The sequence below is a fragment of the Eubacterium sp. 1001713B170207_170306_E7 genome, from assembly GCF_015547515.1.
Lineage (GTDB): Bacteria > Bacillota > Clostridia > Eubacteriales > Eubacteriaceae > Eubacterium.
Window position 1 is genome coordinate 132164 of the sequence record NZ_JADMVE010000002.1, and the last position, 25305, is coordinate 157468.

At 53.6% G+C, this 25305-nt stretch carries 26 protein-coding genes; 20 read left to right on the plus strand and 6 right to left on the minus strand.

Annotation, left to right across the window (positions count from 1 at the left end; all coding sequences use genetic code 11):
• Positions 1-20 precede the first annotated feature (20 nt).
• The 12 genes from I2B62_RS05985 to I2B62_RS06040 all read left to right on the plus strand — a co-directional run bounded on the left by I2B62_RS05985 (position 21) and on the right by I2B62_RS06040 (position 8418).
• Positions 21-815: a methyltetrahydrofolate cobalamin methyltransferase gene (locus I2B62_RS05985; RefSeq protein ID WP_195268084.1), complete on the plus strand. Its 795-nt coding sequence runs from the start codon at positions 21-23 to the stop codon at positions 813-815.
• A gap of 51 nt (positions 816-866) precedes the next feature.
• Positions 867-1505: a cobalamin-dependent protein gene (locus tag I2B62_RS05990; protein WP_195268085.1), complete on the plus strand. Its 639-nt coding sequence runs from the start codon at positions 867-869 to the stop codon at positions 1503-1505.
• A gap of 155 nt (positions 1506-1660) precedes the next feature.
• Positions 1661-2623: a DMT family transporter gene (locus I2B62_RS05995; RefSeq protein WP_195268086.1), complete on the plus strand. Its 963-nt coding sequence runs from the start codon at positions 1661-1663 to the stop codon at positions 2621-2623.
• Between the two features lie 56 nt (positions 2624-2679).
• On the plus strand, positions 2680-3132 hold the full coding sequence (locus I2B62_RS06000; RefSeq protein WP_195268087.1) for a GNAT family N-acetyltransferase: 453 nt from the start codon (positions 2680-2682) through the stop codon (positions 3130-3132).
• 124 nt (positions 3133-3256) lie between these two features.
• Positions 3257-3562 carry a hypothetical protein gene (locus I2B62_RS06005; protein WP_195268088.1) on the plus strand — a complete coding sequence of 102 codons (306 nt, stop codon included), beginning with the start codon at positions 3257-3259 and terminating at the stop codon, positions 3560-3562.
• An 86-nt stretch (positions 3563-3648) separates the two neighbouring features.
• Complete coding sequence (locus tag I2B62_RS06010; RefSeq protein WP_195268089.1) at positions 3649-4635, plus strand: metal ABC transporter substrate-binding protein; 987 nt, start codon at positions 3649-3651, stop codon at positions 4633-4635.
• Position 4636: 1 nt separating this feature from the next.
• Positions 4637-5347: an ABC transporter ATP-binding protein gene (locus I2B62_RS06015; RefSeq protein WP_195268090.1), complete on the plus strand. Its 711-nt coding sequence runs from the start codon at positions 4637-4639 to the stop codon at positions 5345-5347.
• Complete coding sequence (locus tag I2B62_RS06020; protein WP_195268091.1) at positions 5340-6167, plus strand: metal ABC transporter permease; 828 nt, start codon at positions 5340-5342, stop codon at positions 6165-6167. The genes I2B62_RS06015 and I2B62_RS06020 overlap by 8 nt, the downstream gene beginning before the upstream one ends.
• Positions 6164-6667, plus strand: coding sequence for a hypothetical protein (locus I2B62_RS06025; RefSeq protein WP_195268092.1), 504 nt, complete (start codon positions 6164-6166; stop codon positions 6665-6667). The genes I2B62_RS06020 and I2B62_RS06025 overlap by 4 nt, the downstream gene beginning before the upstream one ends.
• A 259-nt stretch (positions 6668-6926) precedes the next feature.
• Positions 6927-7481 carry an alkaline shock response membrane anchor protein AmaP gene (gene amaP / locus I2B62_RS06030; protein ID WP_195268093.1) on the plus strand — a complete coding sequence of 185 codons (555 nt, stop codon included), beginning with the start codon at positions 6927-6929 and terminating at the stop codon, positions 7479-7481.
• A gap of 15 nt (positions 7482-7496) precedes the next feature.
• The gene (locus tag I2B62_RS20620) at positions 7497-7817 is read left to right on the plus strand and encodes a DUF2273 domain-containing protein (RefSeq protein WP_347707794.1); all 321 of its coding nucleotides are present in this window, start codon (positions 7497-7499) and stop codon (positions 7815-7817) included.
• A gap of 82 nt (positions 7818-7899) precedes the next feature.
• Positions 7900-8418 carry an Asp23/Gls24 family envelope stress response protein gene (locus tag I2B62_RS06040; protein ID WP_195268094.1) on the plus strand — a complete coding sequence of 173 codons (519 nt, stop codon included), beginning with the start codon at positions 7900-7902 and terminating at the stop codon, positions 8416-8418.
• Positions 8419-8444: 26 nt separating this feature from the next.
• On the opposite strand, the gene I2B62_RS06045 is transcribed toward I2B62_RS06040, so the two are convergent.
• The 5 genes from I2B62_RS06045 to I2B62_RS06065 form a co-directional block, all read right to left on the minus strand.
• Complete coding sequence (locus I2B62_RS06045) at positions 8445-10274, minus strand: bifunctional diguanylate cyclase/phosphodiesterase (RefSeq protein ID WP_195268095.1); 1830 nt, start codon at positions 10272-10274, stop codon at positions 8445-8447.
• A 303-nt stretch (positions 10275-10577) separates the two neighbouring features.
• Positions 10578-13496 carry an EAL domain-containing protein gene (locus I2B62_RS06050; protein ID WP_195268096.1) on the minus strand — a complete coding sequence of 973 codons (2919 nt, stop codon included), beginning with the start codon at positions 13494-13496 and terminating at the stop codon, positions 10578-10580.
• An 84-nt stretch (positions 13497-13580) separates the two neighbouring features.
• Complete coding sequence (gene pheA, locus I2B62_RS06055; RefSeq protein WP_195268097.1) at positions 13581-14483, minus strand: prephenate dehydratase; 903 nt, start codon at positions 14481-14483, stop codon at positions 13581-13583.
• A 13-nt stretch (positions 14484-14496) separates the two neighbouring features.
• Positions 14497-15366 (minus strand): 3-deoxy-7-phosphoheptulonate synthase, encoded by an 870-nt coding sequence (gene aroF / locus I2B62_RS06060; protein WP_195268098.1) that lies wholly within the window; start codon positions 15364-15366, stop codon positions 14497-14499.
• 316 nt (positions 15367-15682) lie between these two features.
• Positions 15683-16318: a lactate utilization protein gene (locus tag I2B62_RS06065; protein ID WP_195268099.1), complete on the minus strand. Its 636-nt coding sequence runs from the start codon at positions 16316-16318 to the stop codon at positions 15683-15685.
• 157 nt (positions 16319-16475) lie between these two features.
• On the opposite strand from I2B62_RS06065, the gene I2B62_RS06070 reads away from it, so the two are divergent.
• From I2B62_RS06070 to I2B62_RS06100, 7 genes are all read left to right on the plus strand, one after another.
• Complete coding sequence (locus I2B62_RS06070) at positions 16476-17222, plus strand: HAD-IA family hydrolase (protein ID WP_195268100.1); 747 nt, start codon at positions 16476-16478, stop codon at positions 17220-17222.
• 765 nt (positions 17223-17987) lie between these two features.
• Complete coding sequence (locus I2B62_RS06075) at positions 17988-18884, plus strand: dihydrodipicolinate synthase family protein (protein WP_195268101.1); 897 nt, start codon at positions 17988-17990, stop codon at positions 18882-18884.
• 34 nt (positions 18885-18918) lie between these two features.
• Positions 18919-19578, plus strand: a complete 660-nt coding sequence (gene deoC, locus I2B62_RS06080) for a deoxyribose-phosphate aldolase (RefSeq protein WP_195268102.1) — start codon at positions 18919-18921, stop codon at positions 19576-19578.
• Positions 19579-19611: 33 nt separating this feature from the next.
• Positions 19612-20418 (plus strand): SDR family oxidoreductase, encoded by an 807-nt coding sequence (locus I2B62_RS06085; RefSeq protein ID WP_207735959.1) that lies wholly within the window; start codon positions 19612-19614, stop codon positions 20416-20418.
• A gap of 40 nt (positions 20419-20458) precedes the next feature.
• A complete protein-coding gene (locus I2B62_RS06090; RefSeq protein WP_195268104.1) occupies positions 20459-22003 on the plus strand; it encodes an FGGY-family carbohydrate kinase in 1545 nt (514 codons plus the stop codon).
• Positions 22004-22085: 82 nt separating this feature from the next.
• The gene (locus I2B62_RS06095; RefSeq protein WP_195268105.1) at positions 22086-22994 is read left to right on the plus strand and encodes an ARMT1-like domain-containing protein; all 909 of its coding nucleotides are present in this window, start codon (positions 22086-22088) and stop codon (positions 22992-22994) included.
• Entirely contained in the window at positions 22981-23322 is a 342-nt protein-coding gene (locus tag I2B62_RS06100; protein WP_195268106.1) for a hypothetical protein, read from the plus strand. The genes I2B62_RS06095 and I2B62_RS06100 overlap by 14 nt, the downstream gene beginning before the upstream one ends.
• Positions 23323-23367: 45 nt before the next feature.
• Here I2B62_RS06100 and I2B62_RS06105 read toward each other — a convergent pair whose 3' ends face one another.
• Entirely contained in the window at positions 23368-24330 is a 963-nt protein-coding gene (locus I2B62_RS06105; protein WP_195268107.1) for a sugar-binding transcriptional regulator, read from the minus strand.
• A 453-nt stretch (positions 24331-24783) separates the two neighbouring features.
• On the opposite strand from I2B62_RS06105, the gene I2B62_RS06110 reads away from it, so the two are divergent.
• Positions 24784-25053 carry a Veg family protein gene (locus I2B62_RS06110; RefSeq protein ID WP_013378925.1) on the plus strand — a complete coding sequence of 90 codons (270 nt, stop codon included), beginning with the start codon at positions 24784-24786 and terminating at the stop codon, positions 25051-25053.
• The last annotated feature ends 252 nt before the right edge of the window (positions 25054-25305 follow it).

Below are 25305 nucleotides of genomic sequence, written 5' to 3' on the forward strand. Positions count from 1 at the left end.
GAAAAGAGAGAGGAAAACGGATGATTATCATAGGAGAAAAAATCAATGGTTCCATTCCCGCTGTGGGAGAAGCCATCAAGAAACAGGATGCGGAAGAAATCAGGCGCCGGGCCAGAATACAGGCCGAGGCCAACGCCACCTTTATCGACTGCTGCGCCTCGGTGGCGGAGGCGAAGGAGGCCGAAACCCTGAAATGGATGATCGGCCTTATTCAGGAAGTGACTGAGGTCCCCGTCTGTGTGGACAGCCCCAGCCCCCGGGCCTGCATCGAGGGCATGAAATACTGCAGCCGGCCGGGGCTCATCAACTCAGTGTCCATGGAAGGCGATAAGATCGACACGGTCTTTCCCGTCATCGCGGACAGCGACTGGGAGTGTGTGGCGCTTCTCTGCGACGACCGGGGCATTCCAGACACCACCGGACGCCGTATGGAGGTCTTTCACAACATCATGGACAAGGCAGAGGAATACCACATCGCCCCGTCCAGGCTGCACATCGACCCTCTGGTGGTCACGCTTTCCACCAGTGAGGACGCTTTGACCACCTTTGCCCAGTGCTGCCGTCAGATTAAGTCCGAATACCCGGAAATCCATATCACCAGCGGCCTCAGCAATATTTCCTTTGGCCTGCCGGGAAGAAAGTACGTGAACCAGGCGTTTATGGTACTGGCCATGGAGGCCGGTATGGACAGCGCCATCGTGGACCCCACCAACCGGGATATGATGGCCATGATCTACGCGGCCGACGCGTTACTTGAAAATGACGAGTACTGCCTGGAATACATCGACGCCTTCAGAGAGGGCATCATCGGCTAAGTTTCAGAAAAAAAATACAGATAAATTGATGATAAAAAGGGAGAATAAAAAATGAACGAAAACATTCAGAAAGTATCAGAAGCCATTGCAAAGGGAAAAAGAAAGTTAATCCAGGGAATTGTACAGGAAGCGCTGGACGCGGGATGCGATCCCATGGAAATTCTGAACACGGGCATGATCGGGGCCATGGACGAAATCGGCGAACGCTTTAAAACCGGCGAGGTCTACGTGCCCGAAATGCTGGTGGCCGCCAAGGCCATGAAGCTGGGCGTCGAGGTTTTAAAACCGCATCTGGCCAGCGGGGACTCCGCCAGCGGCGGAAAGGTGCTGATCTGTACCGTCCACGGCGATTTACACGACATCGGCAAAAACCTGGTGTCCATGATGATCGAGAGCGCAGGTTTTGAGGTCACCGATCTCGGCGTCGACGTTACCAAGGAAAAAATCATCAAAACCCTCCAGGACAACCCGGACATAAAGGTAGTTGCCCTGTCCGCCCTCCTGACCACCACGATGCCGTCCCTCGAGGAAACCGTGGCGGCCATCCGGTCCGACGGCGGCGTCAGCCATGTAAAAATTCTGATCGGCGGCGCCCCCATCACGGCCGATTTCGGCGAAGCCATCGGCGCCGACGCCTACGCTTCCGACGCGGCCTCAGCGGTGACGTCGGTCAAAGCACTGGTCGCCTGACAAAATGTGTCCAATCATAATCCTTTCATAATCCTGAGAGCACCCGCGGTTTTCCAATCTGCGCCGCGGGTGCTTTCTTTTTGTGTGCCGAAAATGTATAATAAGAGCAGACGGCTGAAAAGCCTGATTGTGATAAGAACAGAGGAGCGATTATTTTGGAAAACAACGCGATGAATAAGCAAAACACCTTTTTTAAAAAGAAATCCAACACCATGCTCACGGCCATCCTCTGCACCTTTCTGTGGGGCAGCGCTTTTCCGGTGCTCAAGATCGGCTACCAGTGGTTTCAGATTCCGACGGAGGACATCTGGTCCAAGATGGTGTTCGCCGGACTGCGCTTTTTTCTGGCCGGCTTTGTGGTGCTGGCCCTCAACCGGCTTTTTAACCGGGACGACCGGGTGCGCTGGTATCCTGAGTACGGCAAGTGGATCGTGGCGCTGGCCCTTTTGGGCACCACGGTGCAGTATTTCTTTTTCTATATCGGGGTGGGCAACACCACCGGGGTCAAGGGCAGTATTGCCGCCACGGCCGGCACCTTTCTGGTGGTGCTGCTGGCGCCCCTGTTTTTTAAGAACGACCGCCTGAACCGCAACAAGGTCCTCGGGATGGCGCTCGGTTTTGCCGGCATTTTGCTGACCGCCCTCAACGCTGGCACCGAGGGGCTGAACTTTAATTTCACCCTGATGGGCGAGGGCTTTTTAATCATCGCCGGACTGGGGGACGCCGGGGGCATTTTGGTGGCTAAATACCTGTCGGATAAGATTAATCCCTTTCATTTTTCCTTCTTCCAGATGGTTTTGGGTGCGCTGGTGCTCCTGGCACTGGGCGTTGGCTTCGGGATGGCCGGGGGCGGGCTGCACCTGGTCTTTACCCTCAGGGGCATTCTGCTGCTGATCTATGCCGCCATTATTTCCGGCGTGGCCTTTTCGCTGTGGAACGTGCTGCTGCGGTATAATGACGCCAGCGCGGTCACCGCCTTTAAGTTTCTGATTCCCGTTTTTGGCAGCCTGCTGTCCATCCTGTTATTACCCGGGGAATCTTTTACGCTTTTCATTCTGCTGGGACTGATGGCGGCGTCTTTGGGCATTTATCTGGTCAACCGGAAGATTAGGAAATAAAAGCGGTACAAAACACCTGAATGTATACGGCCAGTGAGGGCAGGGAAAGGAAAGTAATGGGCATTAATTATCGCAAGCTGAGTATCAGCGATCTGGATATCTTTATTGAAATGCGGCTTCAACAGCTTCAAGAGGAGGGGGCAGAGCCCACGCTGAATTTGGCTTTACCGCTGCGGCGCTATTACACAGAGCATCTGGCAGACCAGACCTTTGCTGGCTGGCTGGCCGTGGATGGCGAAAGCATCGTGGGCACATGCGGGGTGTCGGTGGTCGAGAAGCCCCCCTATTACGCGAACCCTGCCGGAAAAATCGGCCTGCTGTCCAGTATGTACACCCTCAAGAGCCACCGCAGAAGAGGAATCGGCCGCAGACTGCTTGACCATGTGATGGCAGAGGCCAGCCGCTGTGGCTGCGGCGTGGTACAGATCACAGCGTCGGATATGGGCAGGCTGCTGTACGTCAGCTATGGCTTTAAGCAGAACGAAAACTTTATGCAGTTTACGTTTTGAAGCTGACGCCGCTGCGCGTACACCCTTAATAAAATTTGACAAGACTTACAAAATCATATATACTTGAACCCAAATTGACCGTCCTCTGTGCAGCGGCGGGTTAAACGGTTTGGGAGGACGAAAAATGGCGGCTAAGACGAAAAACAAAAAAATACTGACGCTTTTGCTGGCCATTTTTTTTGTCCTGTTCTTTTTTCTGAGTACGGCCTTTATGACCGAGGAGGCTCACCACGACTGTGTGGGGGACGGCTGCCCTATCTGTATGCAGTTGTCGGCCCTGCAAAATTTTTTCAAACAGCTGGATACCGGGAATGCCCTTGCGGCAGCGGTACTGGTCATACATTTGATTTTCTTCTGTGCTATCCTGAAACGGGACGCACATTTTCTGCCGGTTTCTCCGGTAAGCCTTAAGGTGCGTATGAACAACTGAAAAAACCAAAGGGATCGCTTACGCTTATAAACGCGTGGTATCCCTGTTTCTTTATGCCTAAAATAAAAGAAAATGGAGGTTTTTTCATGATAAAACAGCGAATTCTATGGTTTTCAACCATTATTTTACTGGCCGGCATGCTCGTATTGGGGGCGGCCGGCTGCCAGAAGGCGGCGCCAAAGACAGCGGCCACAGGGGATGTGGTCAAGGTGGTGACCACCAATTTTCCACCCTATGATTTTGCAAAACAGGTTGGCGGCGAAAATGCTGAAGTCACCATGCTGGTGCCCCCGGGGGCCGAGAGTCATTCCTACGAGCCTACGCCGCAGGATATTCTTAAGATTCAGGACTGCGATCTCTTTATCTACGGCGGCGGGGATTCCGACGCCTGGATCGACGGGATTCTCAGCTCCATTGACAACCCGAAAATGAAAAAGGTCGCCATGATGGACTGCGTGAAGCCTGTGGTCGAGGAGACTGTGGCGGGAATGGAGGACAAGAATAATGACGGGAATGATAGCGCAGACAGCAATAAGGATACGGTGGAATACGACGAGCATGTGTGGCTGAACCCCAAAAACGCCGAGGCCATTGTCGATCAGATCCGGAATGAACTGGACGCCATCGCGCCGGACAACGCAGCCGCTTACGACCAGAACGCCATCGAATACACCCACCAGCTGGACGACCTGGACAAACGGTTTAAGGAAATGGTTGACGGCTCAGTCCGCAAAACTATTGTGGTGGGGGATCGGTTCCCGTTCCGTTATCTGACAGACGCCTACGGCCTTAAGTACTACGCCGCTTTCCCGGGCTGCTCCACCGAGACCGAGCCCAGCGCGGCCACCGTGGCTTTTCTGATCGATGAGGTGAAAAAAGAAAAAATTCCGGTTGTGTTCCATACTGAGCTGTCCAATGAAAAGATGGCGGACACCATCGTCGAGAGCACCGGTGCGGGGAAACGGCAGTTGAACGCCTGCCACAACGTGACCCAGGACGACTTTAACAGCGGCAAGACCTATCTGGACTACATGAACGAGAACGTGGACGCTCTGCGGGAGGCCTTGTACTAAAATGGCACTGTTTACCTGTAAAGACGTATCCTTTGCCTACGACGGCGTGACCGCCGTGGAGGGCCTGAACTTTGAGATCAACGCCGGGGACTACCTGGGAATCGTGGGGGAAAACGGTGCGGGTAAAAGTACGCTGATCGCCGGACTGCTGGGGCTTAAAAGCCCTGGCTCCGGTCAGATTATGCGAGGAGACGGCCTTGAGAAGAATGAAATCGGCTATCTGCCCCAGAAAAGCAATGTTCAGCGTGATTTTCCCGCCAGCGTGTACGAGGTGGTGCTCTCCGGACGGCTTAACCGTCAGGGGTTCCGCCCCTTTTATCATAAAGCGGATAAAAAGGCTGTACAGGTCAATCTGAGGCGGCTGGGCATTGCGCCCCTGAAAAAACGCTGCTTCCGGGAGCTGTCCGGCGGCCAGCAGCAGCGGGTGCTTCTGGCCAGGGCGCTCTGCGCCACAGAGAAGCTTTTGCTGCTGGACGAACCAGCCGCGGGACTGGATCCCATGGCTACCCGCAGGCTTTATGAGCTGGTGTACCAGATCAATAAAAAGCTGGGCATCTCGGTGGTGATGGTATCCCATGACATCGAGAGTGTTATGCGCTATAACAGCCATGTCCTGCACCTGGGCGGACGCCAGCTCTTTTACGGCACAGTGGACGCCTACCGGGGCAGCGCCATTGGCTGGAAGTTCCTGGGAGGTGAAGCGCATGTTTGATTTGATCCGTGAGATGCTTTCCTACCCTTTTTTGGTGCGGTCCATGATCGTGGGCATCCTGGTCTCCCTCTGCGCGGCGCTGCTGGGCGTGAGCCTGGTGCTTAAGCGTTATTCCATGATCGGCGACGGCCTGTCCCACGTAGGCTTTGCGGCCCTGGCCATCGCCATGGCCTTTAATCTGGCGCCGCTGTCTGTGGCCATTCCGGTGGTGGTGGTTTCTGCCTTTTTCCTGCTGCGTATCAGTGAAAACAGCAAGATCAAGGGCGACGCGGCCATCGCCCTTCTGTCCACCAGTGCGCTGGCCGTCGGGGTGGTGGTCATCTCTCTGACAACTGGCATGAACACTGACGTCTGCAACTATCTTTTCGGCAGTATTCTGGCCATGAGTGTGAGCGACGTCCGGCTCAGCATTATCCTGTCCATTGTGGTGCTGGTGCTCTTTGTGATTTTTTACCATAAGATCTTTGCCATCACCTTTGACGAAAACTTCGCCAGGGCCACCGGCGTAAAGACCGAGCTGTACAATATGCTGGTCGCGATCCTGACGGCGGTCACCATTGTGCTGGGCATGCGTATGATGGGCACCCTGCTGATCACGAGCCTGATCATCTTCCCGGCGCTTTACTCAATGCGCCTCTGCAAAACCTTCCGGTCAGTTCTGATCTGCGCGTCGGTGATGTCGCTGGTCTGTTTTCTTATTGGCCTGGGCTTCTCCTATATCCGGGCCACCCCCACGGGCGCCAGCATTGTTATCGTACATATTGCGGCGTTCGGGGTGTTCTGCCTCATTGATTTTGTGAAAGGGAGGGTCATTCGATGAAAAGAAGCATACTGACACTGCTGCTGATGGCCTTTGTTCTGCTGCTGGCCGGGTGCTCCGCGCAGGATGGGGGAGACGGCGGTACCGTGCCGTCCGCGGCCCAGGCCTCCGGAGATTCAGCTAAGGGCGCGGAGGAGATCGCCGTGGACGTGGACATTACTGAGAAGATGTTTGTGGCTCAGATCAACGATATTTACCTGAACCCGCAGAACTATCTGGGTAAAACCATCCGGCTGGAGGGAATGTTCAAGAGTACGGCCAACCTGTCAACAGGAAGCAGCTACCGGTTTGTATACCGCAACGGTCCGGGCTGCTGCGGTACCGACACCATGCCGGGCTTCGAGGTAACAGGTGATGGCAATTACCCTGAGGACAACGCCTGGGTGCGGGCCACCGGCGTATTGGAGGAATACGAGGAGGACGGTCAGCCCTACTTCCAGCTGCGGCTCAAGGAGCTGGAGGTATTGGACAAACGCGGTCAGGAAACGGTAGCGCAATAAAGAGGGATAAAGACTAACTATAAGGCGAAAAGGGCGCAATGTCTGTTCGAGAGAGCAGGGATTGCGCCCTTTTTCTGTGTACCGGGAAGAAACAATAAGGTGAGATTTTCTCGACGGATTGTTTAAGGAAAAATTAATATTAGTGAAGTAAATGGTTAAGAACCAAATTTAGAGGGTACATTTATGTACAACAAACAGTAAACAATCAAACATTTAATGAAAGAGAATGGTAATTGATTACTCAGAAAGGAGAAAAACAATGAATAAACTCGAACGTATCCTGTTATTTATTGTATCGCTGTTAGGGTTGGCAACGGCCTTCGTAATGTTTGCGCTGCTGTTCCCGGTACCCTACGTGTCCGATACTGTAGCAGCGTATCTGGTCTTTGAAAACTGGCTCGGCTACTATTTAATTGGGTTCAGCGTTGTCCTCATGATTGCATTCCTGGTGTTATTCTTCATTTCAATACTGGCGCCGGCTTCTTCCCATTATCTGACCATTAACAAAGCAAAAGGGAAGATTAAGATTTCCAAAGAAGCCATTGAGTCCACGGCCCGTTATGCGGTCTCCGACCTCATCGGCAACAATGCCATTAACGTCAGGGCCAAACTGAACAAACGCTCCCATGAGCCAAAGATTCAGGCCGATGTCTATGTGGACGACGCGGACGACATCACCGGGCTCGCAAATAATATTCAGCAGAACATTTATCAGACTGTTGGCAGCACCATTAACCAACCTGTTAAATCGGTAAAAGTAAAGGTGCATGAAATGGATGCCCGAAGCAAAGGAGCCCACAGACAGGTGCTCTAAGAAGGAGGGACACACATGAATAACCAAATGCAGAATCAAATGCAAAACAGCATGAACGTCCGTCAGCAGGCAGCGCCCCAAACGCCTCAGGCTGTAGAACAGCCGCCGAAGGAAAGCCGGCTCAGCCGGTTTTATACCTGGGCAAAGCCTTACTCGGGAAGGATTATCTGGATTCTCGCGGGAATCATCACCGCCGTTCTGTTTTTGACTATCGGGTTTTGGCGTACCATCCTGATCGTCATTTTAGCACTGATCGGGTATGCCATCGGTGTATATAAAGATAACCCCATGCGGTTTATGCGCTGGCTGAACGTCCTTAAGCGGTTCAGCCGATAAAGATGCCAATAACCGTCCAAAATAAGGGCGGTTGATATAGATAAAAATAAAAATTATAAATGAATGAAAGGTGGTTTTAATTATGGCAGCAGAAGCAACAATGCACACAATGAACAATAATCAGCAAAAGGGAGGTAACGCTCAGCAGCAGAATATGCAGCAGAAAACCTCATTAACCTATGACGACAAGGTCGTCAAGAAGATCGCAGGCCTGGTAGCCCAGGATGTCCCTGGCATTTTGGCCATGAGCGGCGGCTTGATCAGTAATATCACTGAAAAGATTACAGACAATGAAAACATCACAAAGGGAATCGGCGCAGAAGTCGGCAAAAAACAGGTAGCCCTGGACTTAGACGTTATCTGCGAATACAACCGCAATATCCCACAGATTTTCAAGGATACGATTGATAAAGTCACCAAGACCGTCAAAGATATGACGGGCCTGGACGTCATTGAAATCAACATGCACGTGGACGATGTGATGACTAAAAAAGAATACGAAGAACAACAGAATAACAACAACAGTAACTCCCGTGTCGATAACGATGATAACAACAACGGCGGCTTCATGGGTATGGGCGGCAACACACGCGTTCAGTAATCCCTTAGATAAAAAACACCCGGATCTCAGTGATCCGGGTGTTTTTGCGTTGTCAGCAGGTGGTATTTTTCCTGAAACGCCCCGAGCGGTATGGGCTTTGAAAAGTAATAGCCCTGTCCGATGGCGCAGTGGATGGTTTTCAGGAATTCGGCGTGTTCCAGCGTCTCAACGCCCTCGCAGACCACGACCATGTTCAGCGAGTGGGCCATCTCCACAACGGATTTGACAATGGCGTAGGCCTTTTCGACGCGGATACTCTCCTGAAGAAAAATCCGGTCGATCTTTAAGACGTCGATGGGCAGCTCGCGCAGAAGGTTCAGGGAGGAATACCCCGAGCCAAAATCGTCCATGGAGATACTGAAGCCATAGCTCCGCAGCTGGGAAAGAATCTGCTCGACCATGCTGGAATCAAAGATAAAGACATTTTCTGTGATCTCGATCTCAAGGTACTCCGGCGGCACCTCATAGCGCTCTGCCATCTGCACAAAACGCTTGATAAAGTCGTTCTGGAAAAGGGTGACTCTGGAAACATTGACCGAGAGCACAATGGTGCGATCGGGCGCGGTGCTCAGCGACTGCTTCAGAATACGGCAGGTCTCCTCCAGCACATAGAAGTCCAGCTCCACGATGAACCCGTTTTTCTCAAACAGGGGAATAAACTCGTCCGGCGGCAGAAAGCCAAAAGGCTCGGAGTTCCAGCGGACCAGGACCTCGGCCCCGGTGACCTTTGACTGCTCAAGGTTGACCTTGGACTGCAGATAGAGTTGAAATTCATTTTCTGAGAGGCCCTGGCGCATCCAACGGGTCATTTTGTTTTCATTGGTGATCTTGTCCAGCAGGTGCTGGTCGTAATAGGCGACGCTGCGCCGGCTGCTGCGGCCCTCCTTCAGGGCGACATTTGCCTTACTGAGACAGGACGCAATGGCCTCATCCGGGTCGGGAATCGTGTAAATGCCGTAGTCGCAGGTCAGGATATCCGACAGATTTAAGTCACGTTCGTTTTCGATGGATTCCAAAATGGCGGTTTGCAGGTCCTCGATGACATGTTCGCGCTTTTTAAGCAGAATGGCGAAATGGTCGGCATGGAGGTGAGCGCAGATTTCACTGCTGTTGCAGAACCGTTTCAGTGTTGCGGAAAATGACAGCAGGAGTTTATCCCCGGCGGTATAGCCGTAGGAGTCGTTGACAAATTTAAAGTTATTCAGGTTGAGGTACACCATGAGGTAAGCGCCAGGTGACGCCGCCCTCAGTTTTTCCGCAGCATTGATCTCAAAGGAGGCCTGGTTGGGCAGCGCGGTCAGCGGATCGGTGTAGAAGACCCGTTCCAGCTCCTGCTGGCTCCGGCGTTCCAGTGTGTACATGATCAGGGAAACCGCGAGGATCATGATCACACTCAGGATAATGCTGTTTCGCAGCTCGTTCTCCGCCCGGTACTGGGCGGCGTAGACCATTTTATTGGCCAGATCAAAGTGCTGCTCGCTTAAATTGAGAAAATGCTCACGTAGCTCTATGGTAGAGGTGGCCCGGATGTCGGGGATTTCCGCCTTGATCTCACCCCATTTGGACTTGACCGCGGCCAGGTTTTCCTGGTAGGCGGCAGAGTCGCGGGAGGTGTAAAAGCTTTTGCTCTCGGTGGCTTCCAGCTTTTGGATCAGCTCGTCCAGGTAAGTGACCAGCTCGTCGTTGGGTTCATTGTTCAGCTCCAGCTTCACTGACCGCTGGGTACCGCCGCGGATAATACCCGCGTCATTGATGATATTGGCGTAACCCTGCATCTGAATGAGTGAAAACAGTAAAAAACCCATGACAAAGATGCAGATCAAGATAAAAATATAGGTGTTCCTTTGTTTATGCATAAGCTCCGGCGCTTTTCGGAACCGTGACGAAAAACGCATCTACCCCTTTGCCAGTGTTAAGGATAAACGAAATACGATTCTGAGAGATACAGTATCATTATACCTTAAGCTGTTATCCATTTCAATGATTAATACTTTACCGGCCCAGATTTAGGGCCACGCTATGGGAAGCGGCACGACTCGAGACGGCAGCAGCCGGACACTGGGGCGACAGTGCATCAATTTTGGCGGAGAAGCTGCAAGGGTGAAAGCAGCACACGTAAAAGACCTCCCGGAGCAGCAAACCGGGAGGTCGTTTATTCGTTAGGTGCCGATGCCCTCAAAGGGCGGGTTTAAAAGCATCTGCTCAAAGGCCCTTTGCGGAACAGGCTTTGAGTAGTAGAAGCCCTGGGCGTAGATGCAGTCGAGACGGGTCAGGATATCGGCCTGCTGGCGGGTTTCCACACCCTCGCAGACAATCTGCATGCCAAGGTCGTGGGCCAGGTTCACAATGTTGGCGATCACTGTCTGCTCCCGTTCGTCGAGCATTCCGCGCTGGACAAAGCTCCGGTCCAGCTTGAGGACCCGGGCGGCCATCTGTTCCAGCTGTCCCAGGGAGGAGTAACCTGAGCCAAAATCGTCGATGGCGGTCATAAAGCCTTTTTCCCGGAGGGAGGCGATCTGTCCGGCCACCCGTTTCGGGTGCGTCACGATAATGCTCTCGGTGATTTCCAGCTCCAGCAGGCTGTGGGGAACGCCGTAACGGTCGGCGAGGGCGGCGACCCGGTCGGTAAAGCCTTCGCGGTCAAAATGGATACTGGAAAAATTACAGGACACCGGGTATACCGGCAGGCCCTGTTCCATCCAGCTCTGGAGCGCCCGGCAGACCGCTTCGTAAATGTACCAGTCGATGTCGACAATGCTGCCGTTTTCCTCAAAGACAGGGATAAAGATGCCGGGAGCCAAAAGACCGTGTTCCGGATGGTTCCACCGCACCAGCGCCTCACTGCCGATGATCTCACCCGTGATCATGTTGACCTTTGGCTGAAAGTAGGGCACAAATTCGTGCGCGCTGAGAGCCGTGGAGAGGTGGTCGGTGAGCTCCTTGCGCAGCAGGGCGTTCTGCCGCATCTGGCTGTCGTACAGTACAATGGTGTTTTGAGAGGTGTTTTTCGCGTTCCGGCGCGCGTAGTTTGCCAGGTCGAGCATCAGCTGGACGTCCTGATTTTCAGCCTTGTCTACCAGGTAAACGCCAAAGGCGGCGATCACCGGCGCGGGAAAGCCTGTGCGCTGTATCCAGCGGTCTGTAGCTTCCTGAATACCAGTAAGGCGGGAGCACAGGGCTTCCCATTCGGTGTACCGCAGCAGCAGGACAAAATTGTCGGAGGAAACCCGGGCGCAGCGCTCGCCGTCCCGGAGGGCTTCCTGTATAATCTGGGCGTATGCCCGGAGAAGCTGGTCGCCCGCGGTAAAGCCGTAGCGGTCATTGATGGTTTTAAACTGGTTGATATCGCTGTAGATGAGGGCGTAGCCGCCATCGGGCGAGGCCTTCAGCAGGCTGCCGCACTCGGCGAGGAATTTGTCCAGGTTGTCAAGGCCCGTGAGGGTGTCGCGGTAGAGCAGATTCTGAATCTGCCGGTTGCTCTTGGACTTGCTGCGCAGGCTGTAGACCAGCAGCAGGATGACCAGCCCCGAAACAGCAACGGTGATGGCGATCAGCGACAGCGCGTTCTGCGATAAAAACTCGCGCACGGTCATGGCCTCCGGCTTGATGCTGTTTTCCATGACAATGGCGTTGATGCTCTCCTCGGAGGTGTACTGGATGCACTTGTCAAGGATGGAAAACAGCCGGGGATCGGCGGCGTTTGAAACGCCGATGGACAGCTCGATGGTGTAATTGCTGAGGGTGGAGGTGTTCAGCCCGGTATAGGGCGCCTCAGACAGCAGGTAATCCGCAACCTGTGAGTTGGCGAACACGGCGTTCACCTTGTTCTCCAGCAGAGCATTCAGGCACGCTTCGGTATTGCTGTAATAATAAATCTCCGCGTTGGGGTAATCGCTGGTAATGGACTCTGACGCGCCGTAATCCTGGGGCATGGCGATTTTATTCAGCGGCAGCGAGGTATTTTTACGGATCAAAACAGTTGGGGAACGCAGATAGTAACGGGTGGTGTTGAGGTTGTTTCGGGATTCCCAGAGGTAATCGCCGGCGACACTGCAGATCACGTCTGCCCGGCCGGTCTTAACCTTTTGAAGCCCGAGGGAGTAAACCTCCGGGCTGAACTCGAAGCTCAGGCCGCTGCTTTCCGCTATCTCCTCAAACAGGTCGGCCACAATGCCGGAAAAGCCCCCGGTATCCGGGTTGGTATAGGTAAAAGGCGGCGCTTTCAGGTCGTACACGGCCGATACGGTTTTCTTGCCGGCGATGTAGTCCAGCTCAGACTTGGTAAAAACAGGCTTCTGGGCATTGGAAACGGAAAAATATTTGTTGTAAAGGTTCATGGTGTAGTTGGGGTTGCGCAGAAGGATGGTGCTGACGGCGCTGTTGACCGCTTCGGCCAAATCGGGCCGGCTTTTTGAGATGGCGATGTAAAGGGGTGACGGCGCAAACTGGGCGACACTGCGGAAGGTGCTGTTACGGCCCAGATGGGTGATGGCGACGCCGTCCAGGGTGCCATCGTCCAGGGCGTTTAAAAGATCCTGGGTTTCGGAATAGGGAATCACGGTGAGCGCGATGTTGTTCTGGGCGCAGTAGCTTTTGAAGTTTTCCCCGTCTACACTGTCCTTGATGATCCCGACAGTCATGCCCTGAAAAGCGGCAAAGTCCTCGTAGCTGTAGCGGGTGTCATCGGTCCGGACATTGAGGGTGGTGTAAATATTGCACATCGGCTGCTCAGAAAACAGACATTCCTGCTCCCGTTCCTCGTTTTTGTAGACAGCGGGCAGGAGGTCGATCTTGCCCTCCTTTAAAAGCTGGTAAGTGTTTTCCCAGCTGACGCCGTCGACAATATCGTAGCGGAGATCGCTGAATTTTGAGATTTCCTGTAAAAATTCAAAATCATAGCCGATGTACTCGCCCGCGGCGTTGCGGTACATGTAGTCGCCATCCTCATAATAGCCCACCCGGACAGTGGTAGTGCTCTCTTCGGCATAGGCCGGAAAACATAAAAATAAACCGCACAGGCATAGGACTGCCAGTGCGGAGATAAACCAATATCGATGTGCCGCCGCGTTTTTTATCATCTATCTGACCTCGTTGTTTGGATCAATGTACTCATTTAATTTTAGTACATTTTGGAAAAATAGTCCATAAAAATGTCAAAAAATCTAATTATCTTTATAGATTCCCAGAAAATGGAAGCCCTCGGTCTTTGAGATGACCTCCTCCATAACCGCGTTGAGAGGGGTGCCGTCAATGTTGCCGATAAAATCGATGAAGAAAAGGTATTCCCAGTTGTGGTCACGGATGGGGCGCGATTCGATCTTGCACAGGTTCAGGGCGTTGGCGTCAAAGACGGAGAGCGCCTGGAACAGGGAGCCGGCCACGTGCGGCAGGTGAAAGGCGATGCTGATTTTATCGCAGCCGGGACAGAGCTCCATGCGGCTCGCCACGATCACAAAGCGGGTGACATTGGTCTCGGACAGGTTAATGTCCTCTGCCAGGATGCTGAGGCCGTGGATGGCCGCGGCCCGGCGGCTGGCGATGGCGGCGAACGCAGGGTTGCTGCTTTTGGCGACGTGCTCGGCAGCCACCGCGGTGTTGTAGTAGGTCAGGCATTTCCAGTCCGGATAGCTGGCCAGGAACTCGCCGGACTGCTCAAAGCCCTGGGCGTGGGAGTAGACCTCGCGGATGTCCGAAAGACGGCTGCCGGGAACGCCCAGCAGGCAGTGTTCAATCTTAACCTTGGTTTCCCCGACGATGTAGCAGTTGTATTTGGCTAAAAGGTCGTAAACCGCGGCGATGGAGCCCGTGGTGCTGTTCTCGATGGGCAGAACGCCATAATCCGCCCCCTGGCTGGTGATGCTTTTAAAAACATCCTCAGACAGGCGGTGGGATACACGGCGGCAGTCCTCGCCGAAAAAGTCGATGGCGGCCTGCTCGGTGTAGGACCCCAGTGTGCCAAAGTAGGCCACGGTGGGATTTTTGACCGGCGGGCGTGTGTGCGCCATGGCGGACTGGTAGGCCCGGAGGCTTTCCTGCTGCTCGGGTGTGAATGATAAGGGAGTCATGGCGGTTTCCGGATCAGGCGCCAAGCTTTTTGCCCATGAGCTCCGACATCGGCTTGATCTTGTCGGCCATCAACGTGTCGAACTGATCCGGTGTTAAGGACTGGGGACCATCGCACAGGGCGTTGGCCGGATCATTGTGGACTTCGATGATGAGGCCGTCAGCACCGGCGGCCAGAGCGGCCAGAGACATGGGCTCAACCAGCTCGGCTTTGCCGCAGCCGTGGCTCGGGTCCACGATCACAGGCAGGTGGGTCAGCTTTTTCAGCACTGGCACAGCGGAGATGTCTAGGGTGTTGCGGGTGGCGGTCTCAAAGGTACGGATACCGCGTTCGCACAGGATGATGTTGTTATTGCCGCCGGCCATGATGTATTCCGCGCTCATCAAAAGCTCCTCGATGGTGTTGGCCAGCCCGCGCTTTAGGAGAATGGGCTTTTTACTACGGCCCAGAGCCTTGAGTAAATCGAAGTTCTGCATGTTGCGCGCCCCGACCTGGAGAATGTCCACATCGGCGAAAAGATCCAGCAGCGCAATGTTCATGATTTCGGAGACAATGGGCAGCCCGGTTTCGCGTTTGGCCTCCAGCATCAGCTCAATACCGTCAGCCGCCATGCCCTGGAAAGCGTAGGGGGAGGTTCTGGGCTTGAAGGCCCCGCCGCGCAGGACGGTAGCGCCAGCGGCCTTTACACGGTTTGCCACCTCGGTGATCTGTTCCTTGCTCTCGACCGAACAGGGACCGGAGAAAACGTGGAAGTTGCCTTCACCGAAGTGAATATCACCGATGTTGATGATGGTGTCCTCGGCCTTATACTTGCGGTTGGCCTTTTTGTAGGGTTCCTTGATTTTCATTAATTCTTCCATTTCGGGATCGTTGAAGGGTGTCATTTGTTTTTCCTCGTTTCTGTAATTTTTGTTTGGTGCTTAAAAATCGAAAAAGGGTCTGCCTCTGTTACCAGAGACAGACCCTTGATTGATCATATGGTGAGTACAATCCGATCAGGCTGTTCGCTCGTGGCAACTAAATTTTGGACACCAAAAGAAGCTAAAGCTAAAAAAGCTAAAGCTGCTAAAAAAGGTATTCATTTTTTTAACACTGTTTAAAGCTGTTAAAGTTACCATGAGATTACTCCTGTTTACAAATTGATTGGATTCATTGTACGCTACCCGCAAATTATTGTCAAGTTTATTTTTTGGTGCAATATTAATAACCGCACGCCTCGCCGATCAAAATAACCTTAATACGCCCTGGAATGGGGTTGTTGCGGGTGATGACGATATTGCTGCAGATGCAGTCCGCGCTGTGGCAGTCGCCGCAGACACCAGTGGTCAGGCAGGGCGTCTGGCGGTTCAGGCGCACACAGTTGATGGGCGCCGCTTCGTTGCGGGCACGGTCGATCGCGCTTTCAAGGCTTCCGGCCACCTTGTTCATTCCGGCCATCACAATGACCTGGTCCGGCCCGTAGGCCAGCAGCGCGATCCGGTTGCCGAAGCCGTCGATATTGACAAGCTCGCCGTCGCGGCTGATGGCGTTGGCGCTCATCAGAAAGGTATGGGCCATCATGCCCTTGGCAATGGCCTCGCGTTTTTCGTCCGGTGTGGTGGCAATACTGCGGTCAATATAGTTGTAAACCCCCTGCTTAACCGCGTCAACCAGGCCGATTTCCTCAATGGTCATGCAGCCGCCGTGCGTCACCGCCGCGCCGTCGGGGATGAATGAGAGCGCCAGGAGCAGCGCTTCTTTTTTGGTTGCGCAGTAGTGCGCTTCAAAGTGGCGTTTTTTCATCTTGGCCATCAGCGTTTTAGCCAGTGCCGCGTAGTGATCGGTGCGAAATGACATAATGATACCTCCAGTTGTTAAAAAAGTATATTTACATATATTATACCCTGTAACTTCTATAAAGAATAGTAAAAATTAGAATATATTTATGTTATAATAGGAGTAACCTAAAACCCCGGAACCCTTTCGGGGTAAAAAAATTCGGAGGCGAATCATCATGACAACTGCGAAAGAACTGTTCAAACCCCGCTACAGCGGAATTATCTTTGATTTAGACGGGACCCTAATCAATTCCCTCGAAGACCTGATCGACGCGTGCAACCAGGTAATGCTTCACTACGGGCTGGAGCTGAAAACCTACCAGGAGGGCAAGAATCTGATCGGCCGGGGCTTAAGAAACCTGATCAAACGCGCTGTAACCCCTGAGATGGCCAAGGACGAAAACCTGGTGGACGAAGGGGTCGCGCTGATGAAGGCCGAATACGCCAAACGCTATACCCATAAGACCGTACCCTATGACGGCATCAAGGATTTGCTGCGTTACCTCCATGTGCACAAGATCCCCTTTGCCGTGTGCACCAACAAGCCTGACGGTGCGGCCAAGACCATTGTGGACGCCCTGTTTGACATCGGCGAGTTTGTGGACGTGGTGGGCCAGAACGACGATAAGCCCCGAAAGCCAGACCCGACACAGACCCTGGAGGTCGCGGCTAAAATGGGCGTGGCCCCGGAGGACTGCATCTATATGGGGGACAGCTCCGTGGATTACGAGACCGCTAAAAACGCCGGTATGCTGCCGGTTCTCTGCACCTGGGGCTTTACCGACCCCGAAAAGCTCATGCAGTACGACGACGCCATCTGGATCAAGAATCCTCTGCGCGCCATCGACGCCCTGAAATACGGCGACCAGATGTATGAGATCTTTAATGAGAAGAAGCAGGACGAGCTGAAGGAAGAAGAATAGAAATGAGGATAGGAAGAGGTACGGTCCGAGACTGCGCCTTTTATCCAGATAAGAAAAAAGGTCCAGGCGCTGCGGTAAACGACCAAGTATCGTGCCACTTTACCGCAATAGCCGGACACTGGAGAGATAAAGCATCAACATTAATGAAGAAGATATCGGTGTAAAGACAATGCCCGCAGGACGCTTTTTCTTTCTTAGGTAAAAGGCTTCGTCTCTCGGATTTTTGACACTCAAAGGAACCCGCTGCGCGGGTTCTTTTTTTATGCCCGGATAAAGGCCCAGAACCTTAAGGACAGCGGAAGGGAAGTGCCCCGAGGGCTGAAATATGCTATAATACAGTGATGCATCAAACTTCTTTGCGATAAAAATGAAATTTTTTTCAATAATATTTTCAAATAGAGGCTTAAAAGACAAAATAAAAAGATAAAACAATTTTAATAGTATAATTTCCGGTTAAGAATGAACATATTCTCAAATAAATTTAATGTATAATATTTTTTCAAAATAATTCTGTTGCACAATATATAGATGATATAACAACATAATACGGCTATATATTGATAAAAAATATGAAAAATAAAGTTTTTAACAATGAAAATAAAGGTATAGAAAGCGTTGAACGTGTTTTCCGCTATTGCTTTTTGAACTGGAACGCTATATAATGAGGTTGAACAAATGATTATAAAACTTTGAATTCAAAATTATGTTCAATTCATGTTCAGGATTCCGAGCGCTCAGAGAAATTTCAGTAAGGAGTAAAAGCATATGGCAGATAACGTGTCTTTTAAAGGTGTAATGACGGAACTGATTACGCCATTTACAGAAGACGGACAGGTGGATTACCCTCTGTTAAGGGGGGAGGTGGCGTATCAGCTTCAAAACGGCATAAAAGCACTGTTTACCAATGGGATCGCCAGTGAATCCCTGTCACTTACGGCAGAGGAGCTGGTTGAGACCACCAGGGCAGTGGTGGAGGCGGCTGGGGGCCGGGCGCTGGTAATGGGGAACCTTGCCTGCCAGACGCTCCCGGAGGCCATGCAGGTTTTAAGGGGGTATGAGGCCGCCGGCGTGGACGCGGTCTGTATCCAGCAGCCCTGCGTTTACAGCATTCCCCAGGAGGAGCTGGTGGCCTACTTTGACGCCATCGCTTCCGCCACGGCCCTGCCAGCGGGCATCTACAACGCGCCGCAGACAGGGAACACGCTGTCGCCGGCGTCGGTGGCGGCCATCTTCAGGCATAATGACAATATGCGGTTCTACAAGGAGAGTACCATCGATTTTGTGCACATTCAGAACACCATGCGCCTCATCGGACCGGACTGCCCCATAGAATTTTTAAACGGCAGCGATGCGACCACCTTTTCGGTGATGCAGCTCGGCGGAGCCGGCGTGGTATCCCTGATATCCGCGGTCTTTCCAAAGGCGGTCCTGAAGCTGGTAAACGCCATGGAGGCAGGAGACATTGCCGGTGGGCGCGCCGCGCAGAATGAAATTCTGCTCATCCGGGAAGCCCTGAAGACCGGGCCTTTTGTGGCAGGCTACAAGTACGCCGCCGGGCTGATGGGTGTGCCGCTGGGGTATATGCGCAGGCCGCTGGCAGAGGTGAGTGAGGACGAAAAGGAAAAGATCAGGACCAGCCTTGAAAGGCTTCAGCTGGTCTGAGTGACCGATTAGAATAACGAAACGAGGTTATAGTATGGATAAAAAACAATTAGCCGGTATGATGGACCACACGTTGCTCAAGGCGGTGGCCACACCGGAGCAGATTGCGAAAATTTGTGAGGAAGCCAGGGAAATCGGCGCAGCGTCTGTCTGCGTGAATCCCTGCAATGTAAGACAGGCGGCAGAGCTGTTAAAGGGCTCAGAGGTGAAGGTATGCACAGTGATCGGGTTCCCGCTGGGGGCCAACACACCGGGCACCAAAGCCTTTGAGACAAAGGACGCCATCGCGGGCGGCGCCCGGGAGGTGGACATGGTTATTAATGTCGGCGCCTTGAAGGCGGGTGACCAGGATACCGTGTACAGAGACATCAAGGCTGTCGTGGATGCCGCGGACGGCACCCTGGTCAAGGTGATCATTGAGACCTGCTACCTGACCGATGCGGAAAAAATCACCGCCTGCCAGATGGCCGCAAAGGCGGGGGCCGATTTTGTCAAGACCTCCACAGGCTTTGGCACTGGCGGCGCCAACCCGCACGATGTAGCGCTGATGAAGGCCAACATTCCAGACACCATGCAGGTAAAAGCATCTGGGGGGATGCATGTATGGGCGGATGCTAAGGCCAATATCGAAGCTGGCGCCGACCGTCTGGGCGTGTCGGCCAGCCTGGCGATACTCGACAGCTTTGATGAATAGTATGTTTTAAGGGGACCATTTGAGAGGAGATATATGATGAAGCATCAAAAGAATACCATGTCCGAAAAACCAGTCATCGCCGTCACCGGCGGCGGCCAGGGGATAGGACGGGCCATTTTACTCTACTTTACCGAGCGCGGCTACAATGCCGCCGTACTGGACATGAACCTGGAGACAGCCGCCGCTGTGGCCGGGGAATGCAAGGCTAATGGCGCTGACGCCATCGCAGTCGAGTGCAATGTCACAGACTCTGCGAGCGTCAACGCCGCCTATGAAAAGATCAGTGATTACTTTGGCGGCCGCCTGGACGTCCAGGTCAACAACGCCGGCGTTTTCCGCAGAGAGCGCGTTGAGGACGCCACCGACGACGTGACCGGCCTGCTCATCGACGTCAACCTCCGGGGGCCGGTGTACACCAGCCGGGCAGCCATTAAAATCATGAAGGAGCAGGGGCACGGCAGTATCATCAACGCCCATTCCGTTCTGGGGCAGTTCCCGGATTTCGGACTTGGGGTTTACAGCGCCACCAAGGCCGGGCTCTTTGCCCTGACCCGTGTGCTGGCAGCGGAGTGCGCGCCCTACGGCATCCGTGTGAACGGCTACGCGCCGTCCGTCACCGATACGCCCATGGTGCACCACATCATTGAGGAACGCCCTGAGGCCAAGCTGGACCAGATCCCCATGCGCGAATTCGGCACGCCGGACCAGATCGCCAAGATCTGCTGGTTCTTCGCGTCGGATCTCTGCGAGTACACCACCGGGATCAATGTGCCCTGCGACGGCGGTACCTGGGATGTCCAGAGGCCTTTCATGGCCTGGAAGGCAGCTGGCAAGCTTTAAGCTGAGTGATTTTACAGGAGAGAGATAGGAGAGTAATACGATGAAAACTGGTTATATCATTGGAATTGATTCGGGGACATCGATGGTAAAGGCCGCTTTGTTTGATATGCAGGGGAATGAAATCTGCGTCGCCTCGCGGTCGACCCCTGTGGAGGAGCCGCACTTTGGCTGGTCGGAATTCGACATGGACGTGGACTGGAAGGAGGTCGCCGGCGTTATCAGTGACCTCATGGGAAAATGCGGTGTGGACAAGAAGGAAGTGCTGGCCATTGGGCTCGGCGGAAAGGGTGTGGGTGTCTGCTTCCTGGATCAGGACAACCGTCCGGCCCGCAAGGGGATTCTCTGGAACGACGCCCGCTGCGCCGGCATGACCCGGGAATGGATCGAGAGCGGCAAGATGGAGCAGATTTTTGGCGCGACGGCCAACTGGCTGATGACCGGCGATGTAGGCATTCTGCTGCCCTGGATGAAGGCGCATGAGCCCGAGGTGCTGGAACGGACAGCCCACTTCTGCCTGAATACCAACTGGATGTGCTACAACCTGACCGGCGAATTCGGCTCAAACGCCACAGATTTTTACTCACAGATCGATGAGACCCGCACCTACAGTGACAAAGTCATGGAGCTTGAGGGGATCCTCGACCTGAAGGATAAATTCCTGCCCCTGCAGGAGCCCTGGGAAATCTGCGGCCACGTCACCGAAAAGGCCGCGCAGCAGACCGGGCTGGCAGCCGGCACGCCGGTGGCCTCCATTGGCTGGGATGTTGTCTGCTGCAGCGCCGGCGTCGGCGCGGTGGACGACGGACAGGCCAATATTATTCTGGGCACCTCTGGCGTCATCATGCTGACCATGCCGAAGTTCGCCCACTCCCCCATGCTGGGCTGTCAGACCATCCACAACATACCGGGTAAATGGCAGCAGCTCATCGCGCCGCTGACCGGCACGCCGAACAGCGACTGGTTTGTGAACAATTTTACCTGTGCGGATAAGCTGCAGGCCGAAAAGGAAGGCCGCAGCGTCTACGCCCTCTTTGACGAGGTGATTGACAAGGTGAACCCGGGCTGTGACGGCGTCATCTACCATCCTTATATGAACGCGGCGGGAGAACGCGCGCCCTTTACCAATACCAGCGCCAGAGGTAACTTCTTTGGGCTGAACCTCCACAGCGACCGCCACGTCATGCAGCGCGCCGTGTACGAGGGCATGGCTTTCGCCAACAAGCACTGCCTGGACGCCTACACCTATCCGGTGAGCGATATCCGCCTGTCCGGCGGCGGCTCCAAGAGCCCGGTATGGTGCCAGATTTTCGCGGACATCTGCAACGCGCCCATCAGCCTGCCCGGTGGCACCGAGTTCGGCGCCAAGGGCGTCGCCTGGAACGCGGCACTGGCAGCCGGATACTTCGGCAGCTGGCAGGAAGCCTCCGAGGCCTTCTGCAAGGTGGAACGCGTCTACGAGCCCATCGCGAAGAACGTAAGCATCTACGCCGACCTGTACGAGGTCTACAAGGCGATCCCTTACGCGCTGTTCCCGGCCTGGGAAGCCCGGACCGAGTTCCTCAAAAAACACGGCTTCCAGGGATAATCCCGGGACCGTAACCCTCTATAACGTATAAGAGAAACCGGCTTTTCCCAAAGCCGGTTTTTTACTCAGAAAGGAGCACACAATGCATTTTCTATGTCTGGCAAGGTGCCAGCTGGGGTTTCTGCTGCGGCAGTTTGAGCTGTTTGGCCTTTCCGCCGAGCAGCAGAATGACATTTTGAGAAAGGAAGTGGCCCTGGTGAGCGGCCAGAGCATTGACATTCACGCCGGTATTTCCGGCTCGCGTATGTTTCGGCTTCTCTGTGAGGCTCTGGGAGACCCGGACCCGCTAAAGGGCGCGAGAGAGAGCCAGAACGCGCAGATGCTGGCCCTCCTGCCCGCTGTGCGGGAGGCTGTGAGAGCAGGGGAGAACCCGCTGTACTGCGCCCTGAAGGCAGCTGCCAGCGGCAATATTGTGGACGTGTCCTTTGCCGATGACTTTGACGTGGCCGGCGCCCTTGAAAAAAGCATGGAGGCGCCCTTTGCCATCGATGACTTCGGGCTTTTCACCCGGCGGCTGGCAGTGGCCAGAACCCTGACGCTGGCGGCAGACAACGCGGGGGAGATTGTGCTCGACCGCCTGCTGCTGGAGGAAATACAGCGCTGGCGGCAGAAAAAGGGCCTGCCCGGGGTCAGGGCCACCGTACTGGTAAAAGGCGGCCCCATTTACAACGACGCTTTGAGGCAGGACGCCCTGACGGCCGGGCTGGACCGCGAGGCTGAGATTCTGGACACCGGGTCCGATACCATCGGCATTCACGCCGCCTGTCTGTCGGAAAGCGCCCTTGAGAACCTGCGGGCCGCGGATATGATTATCTCAAAGGGGCTGGCAAATTACGAGAGCGATTTTGGCAGCGAGGCTTTCCCAGAGAAGATTTTTTACTTGTTCCGGTCCAAGTGCGAGGTGCTTTCAGGCCAGCTGGGCATTCCGCTGGGGAGCGGCGTGCTCATGGCCCATCATAGAGAACAAGGAGGAAAAAATGCCCTATATTAAGATCAGTCTTTCTAAGAAGATAACCTGCGAGGAAAAGCAGGCGCTGGCCGCAGAAATCGCGGCCGTTATTCCACTGCTGCCAGATAAGCCCGGAGACCGGGCCATGGTTGAGATTCACGATGGCTGCGATTTGTACCGCGGCGGCCAGCCCGCCGGCTGCGCCTTTATGGAGACGCGCCTGTACCAGGAAACGCCCAAGCCTTTTTTAACCCAGTATACCGAAGCGCTGTTCGAGGTGTTTGAGCGGCGGCTGGGATACAGTAAGGCCCAGATCTATTTCAATATTCTGGAGCTGGACCACTGGGGCTCAAAGGGAACCCTGCGGTGAGCGCGCATTAAAAAAGAACGGCCCCAAGGAGCCGTTCTTTTCTGTTTACAGCACGCCCTCGCGCCGCGCCAGGTCAATGACCCGCGCAGCGGTCAGGGAATCGGTGACCAGGACGTCGATCCAGCCGGCTTTCAGGGCATAGTAAACCGCTCTGGCCTTTTGGCTGCCGACGATGCAGGCCAGCACACACTCGGCGTTTTTAATGGCGTCCAGGGAGACGCCGACCGTGCGCTTATCCAGCTCGGGATCACAGATATTGCCGTCTTTATCAAAGAAACGGCTGCAGATACTGCCAACGGCCTCCACGTCTTTCAGCCGGGCAATGTCCGCATCGTTCAGGTAGCCGGCCTGGTAGAGGCAGGAATCCTCATCCGGGGTCGCGATGTTGACAAAGAGCTTGTTACAGTCCTCCACCCGTTCCAGCAGGCTGCGGACCTTAGCATCGTGCAGGAGGATATCGAGGATAATCGGGCTTTCCACCAGCGCCGGGCAGGGCAGGCAGAAGGCGCTTTCCGCGCCCAGCTTCTGGGACAGGTTGCTGATGATCTCGTGGGCGAAGCTGCGGCAGTTGGCGTTGTCAACCGCCCCGGAGAGCTGGACCAGGGAGCAGTCCGGCAGGGCAAAGGCCGGAAATTCCTTGGAGAGCTCAAAGAGGGTCCAGCCCCAGTTCACGCCGATGTGGTCGCCCGGGTCCAGAAAGGTCGGAAGAAACTGTGCGCCCAGACGGGCTGTCAACTGGATAGCCAGCTCCACGTCGTCCTCGGGCACAGAGGCCACGCGGGCCCCCTTGAGGTGGAAAGCAGTTAAGAGCTGCTGCTCCATCTCGCTGATCTCGTCGATGGCGTCGTCGATGAAAATCTTGACGATGCCGCGTTCCCGGGCTTCCGCCAGCTTTCGCGACACCTTGGGCCGCGAAATGCTGAACTGGGTGGCGATTTCGGACTGGGTCCGCCCCTCTTCGTAATAGAGCTTGGCAATTGCCTGTAATAAGCGGTGATCTGTGTTCATTGTCGTTATCTCCAATGCGTTTTTTCATGGTGACCGTCTGTTCAAGCCTTAGACGGTGAACAAAAAGTGTCCTGTACCCTCTATTATAGATGAAAAAGTATCTTTTTACAAGTAAAGTTGACCTGAAAATGAAATTTTGTTCAAAAATCAAAAAATAGGAATATAGTTTTTAAACTAAAGCGGAAAATCCCTTTGGCGCGTAAGATGAAAAATATGCATAAAAATATTTGCGGTAAAAGGCGCGGGATGGGCTCCGGGGGATTTCTATATCCGGTTAAATTGTAAAACCATTACACAACATATAGAAGCGAATGTAAACGAGAAACATTTTGAAAATAAAAAGTGCATTTACATATTGACAATGATAATTAAGACTGCTATAATTATACTTTACTTTTTGGAAGAATCGTGTTATAATGACTAAGATGTAAATCCACAAACGAGGTGAAGTTCATGCAGAAACAAAAAGCGACAATTATGGACGTCAAGCGTGAGGTTGAAAACTATCGTGGAAAAAGAGTAAAACTGGAAGCCCATAAGAGCAAGAAAAAGCTCTATCAAAAAGAAGGCGTTATTGAAGGGACTTACCCAAGCATCTTTACCGTTAGCGTAAAGGAAGATAAACGGCCGACTCAAAGATTATCCTTCTCATATTCCGATGTTCTCACAAAAAGCGTTAAAATTGCATTAGTAGACGAAGTCGAAGGCGCTTTTAGCTACTAAGAATCCCACTGACATTTTGATTAAACCCGCATAAACTCAAACGAAGGGGAAGAATCGCGTATTCTTCTTTTTTGATGCCAAATTTTGGCAGCTGAAAGCCTGAAAACGGCGCTCCCGCAGGCGGATGTTAAATTTTATGACATCCATCTGCGAGGGCGCCGTTTTATTTATTCTACCTTTAAGCCAAAAAGGGTATAATCATTTAATAGGCAGTTTGAGACAGAACGACGGATGGCATGGGCCGTCCAGATA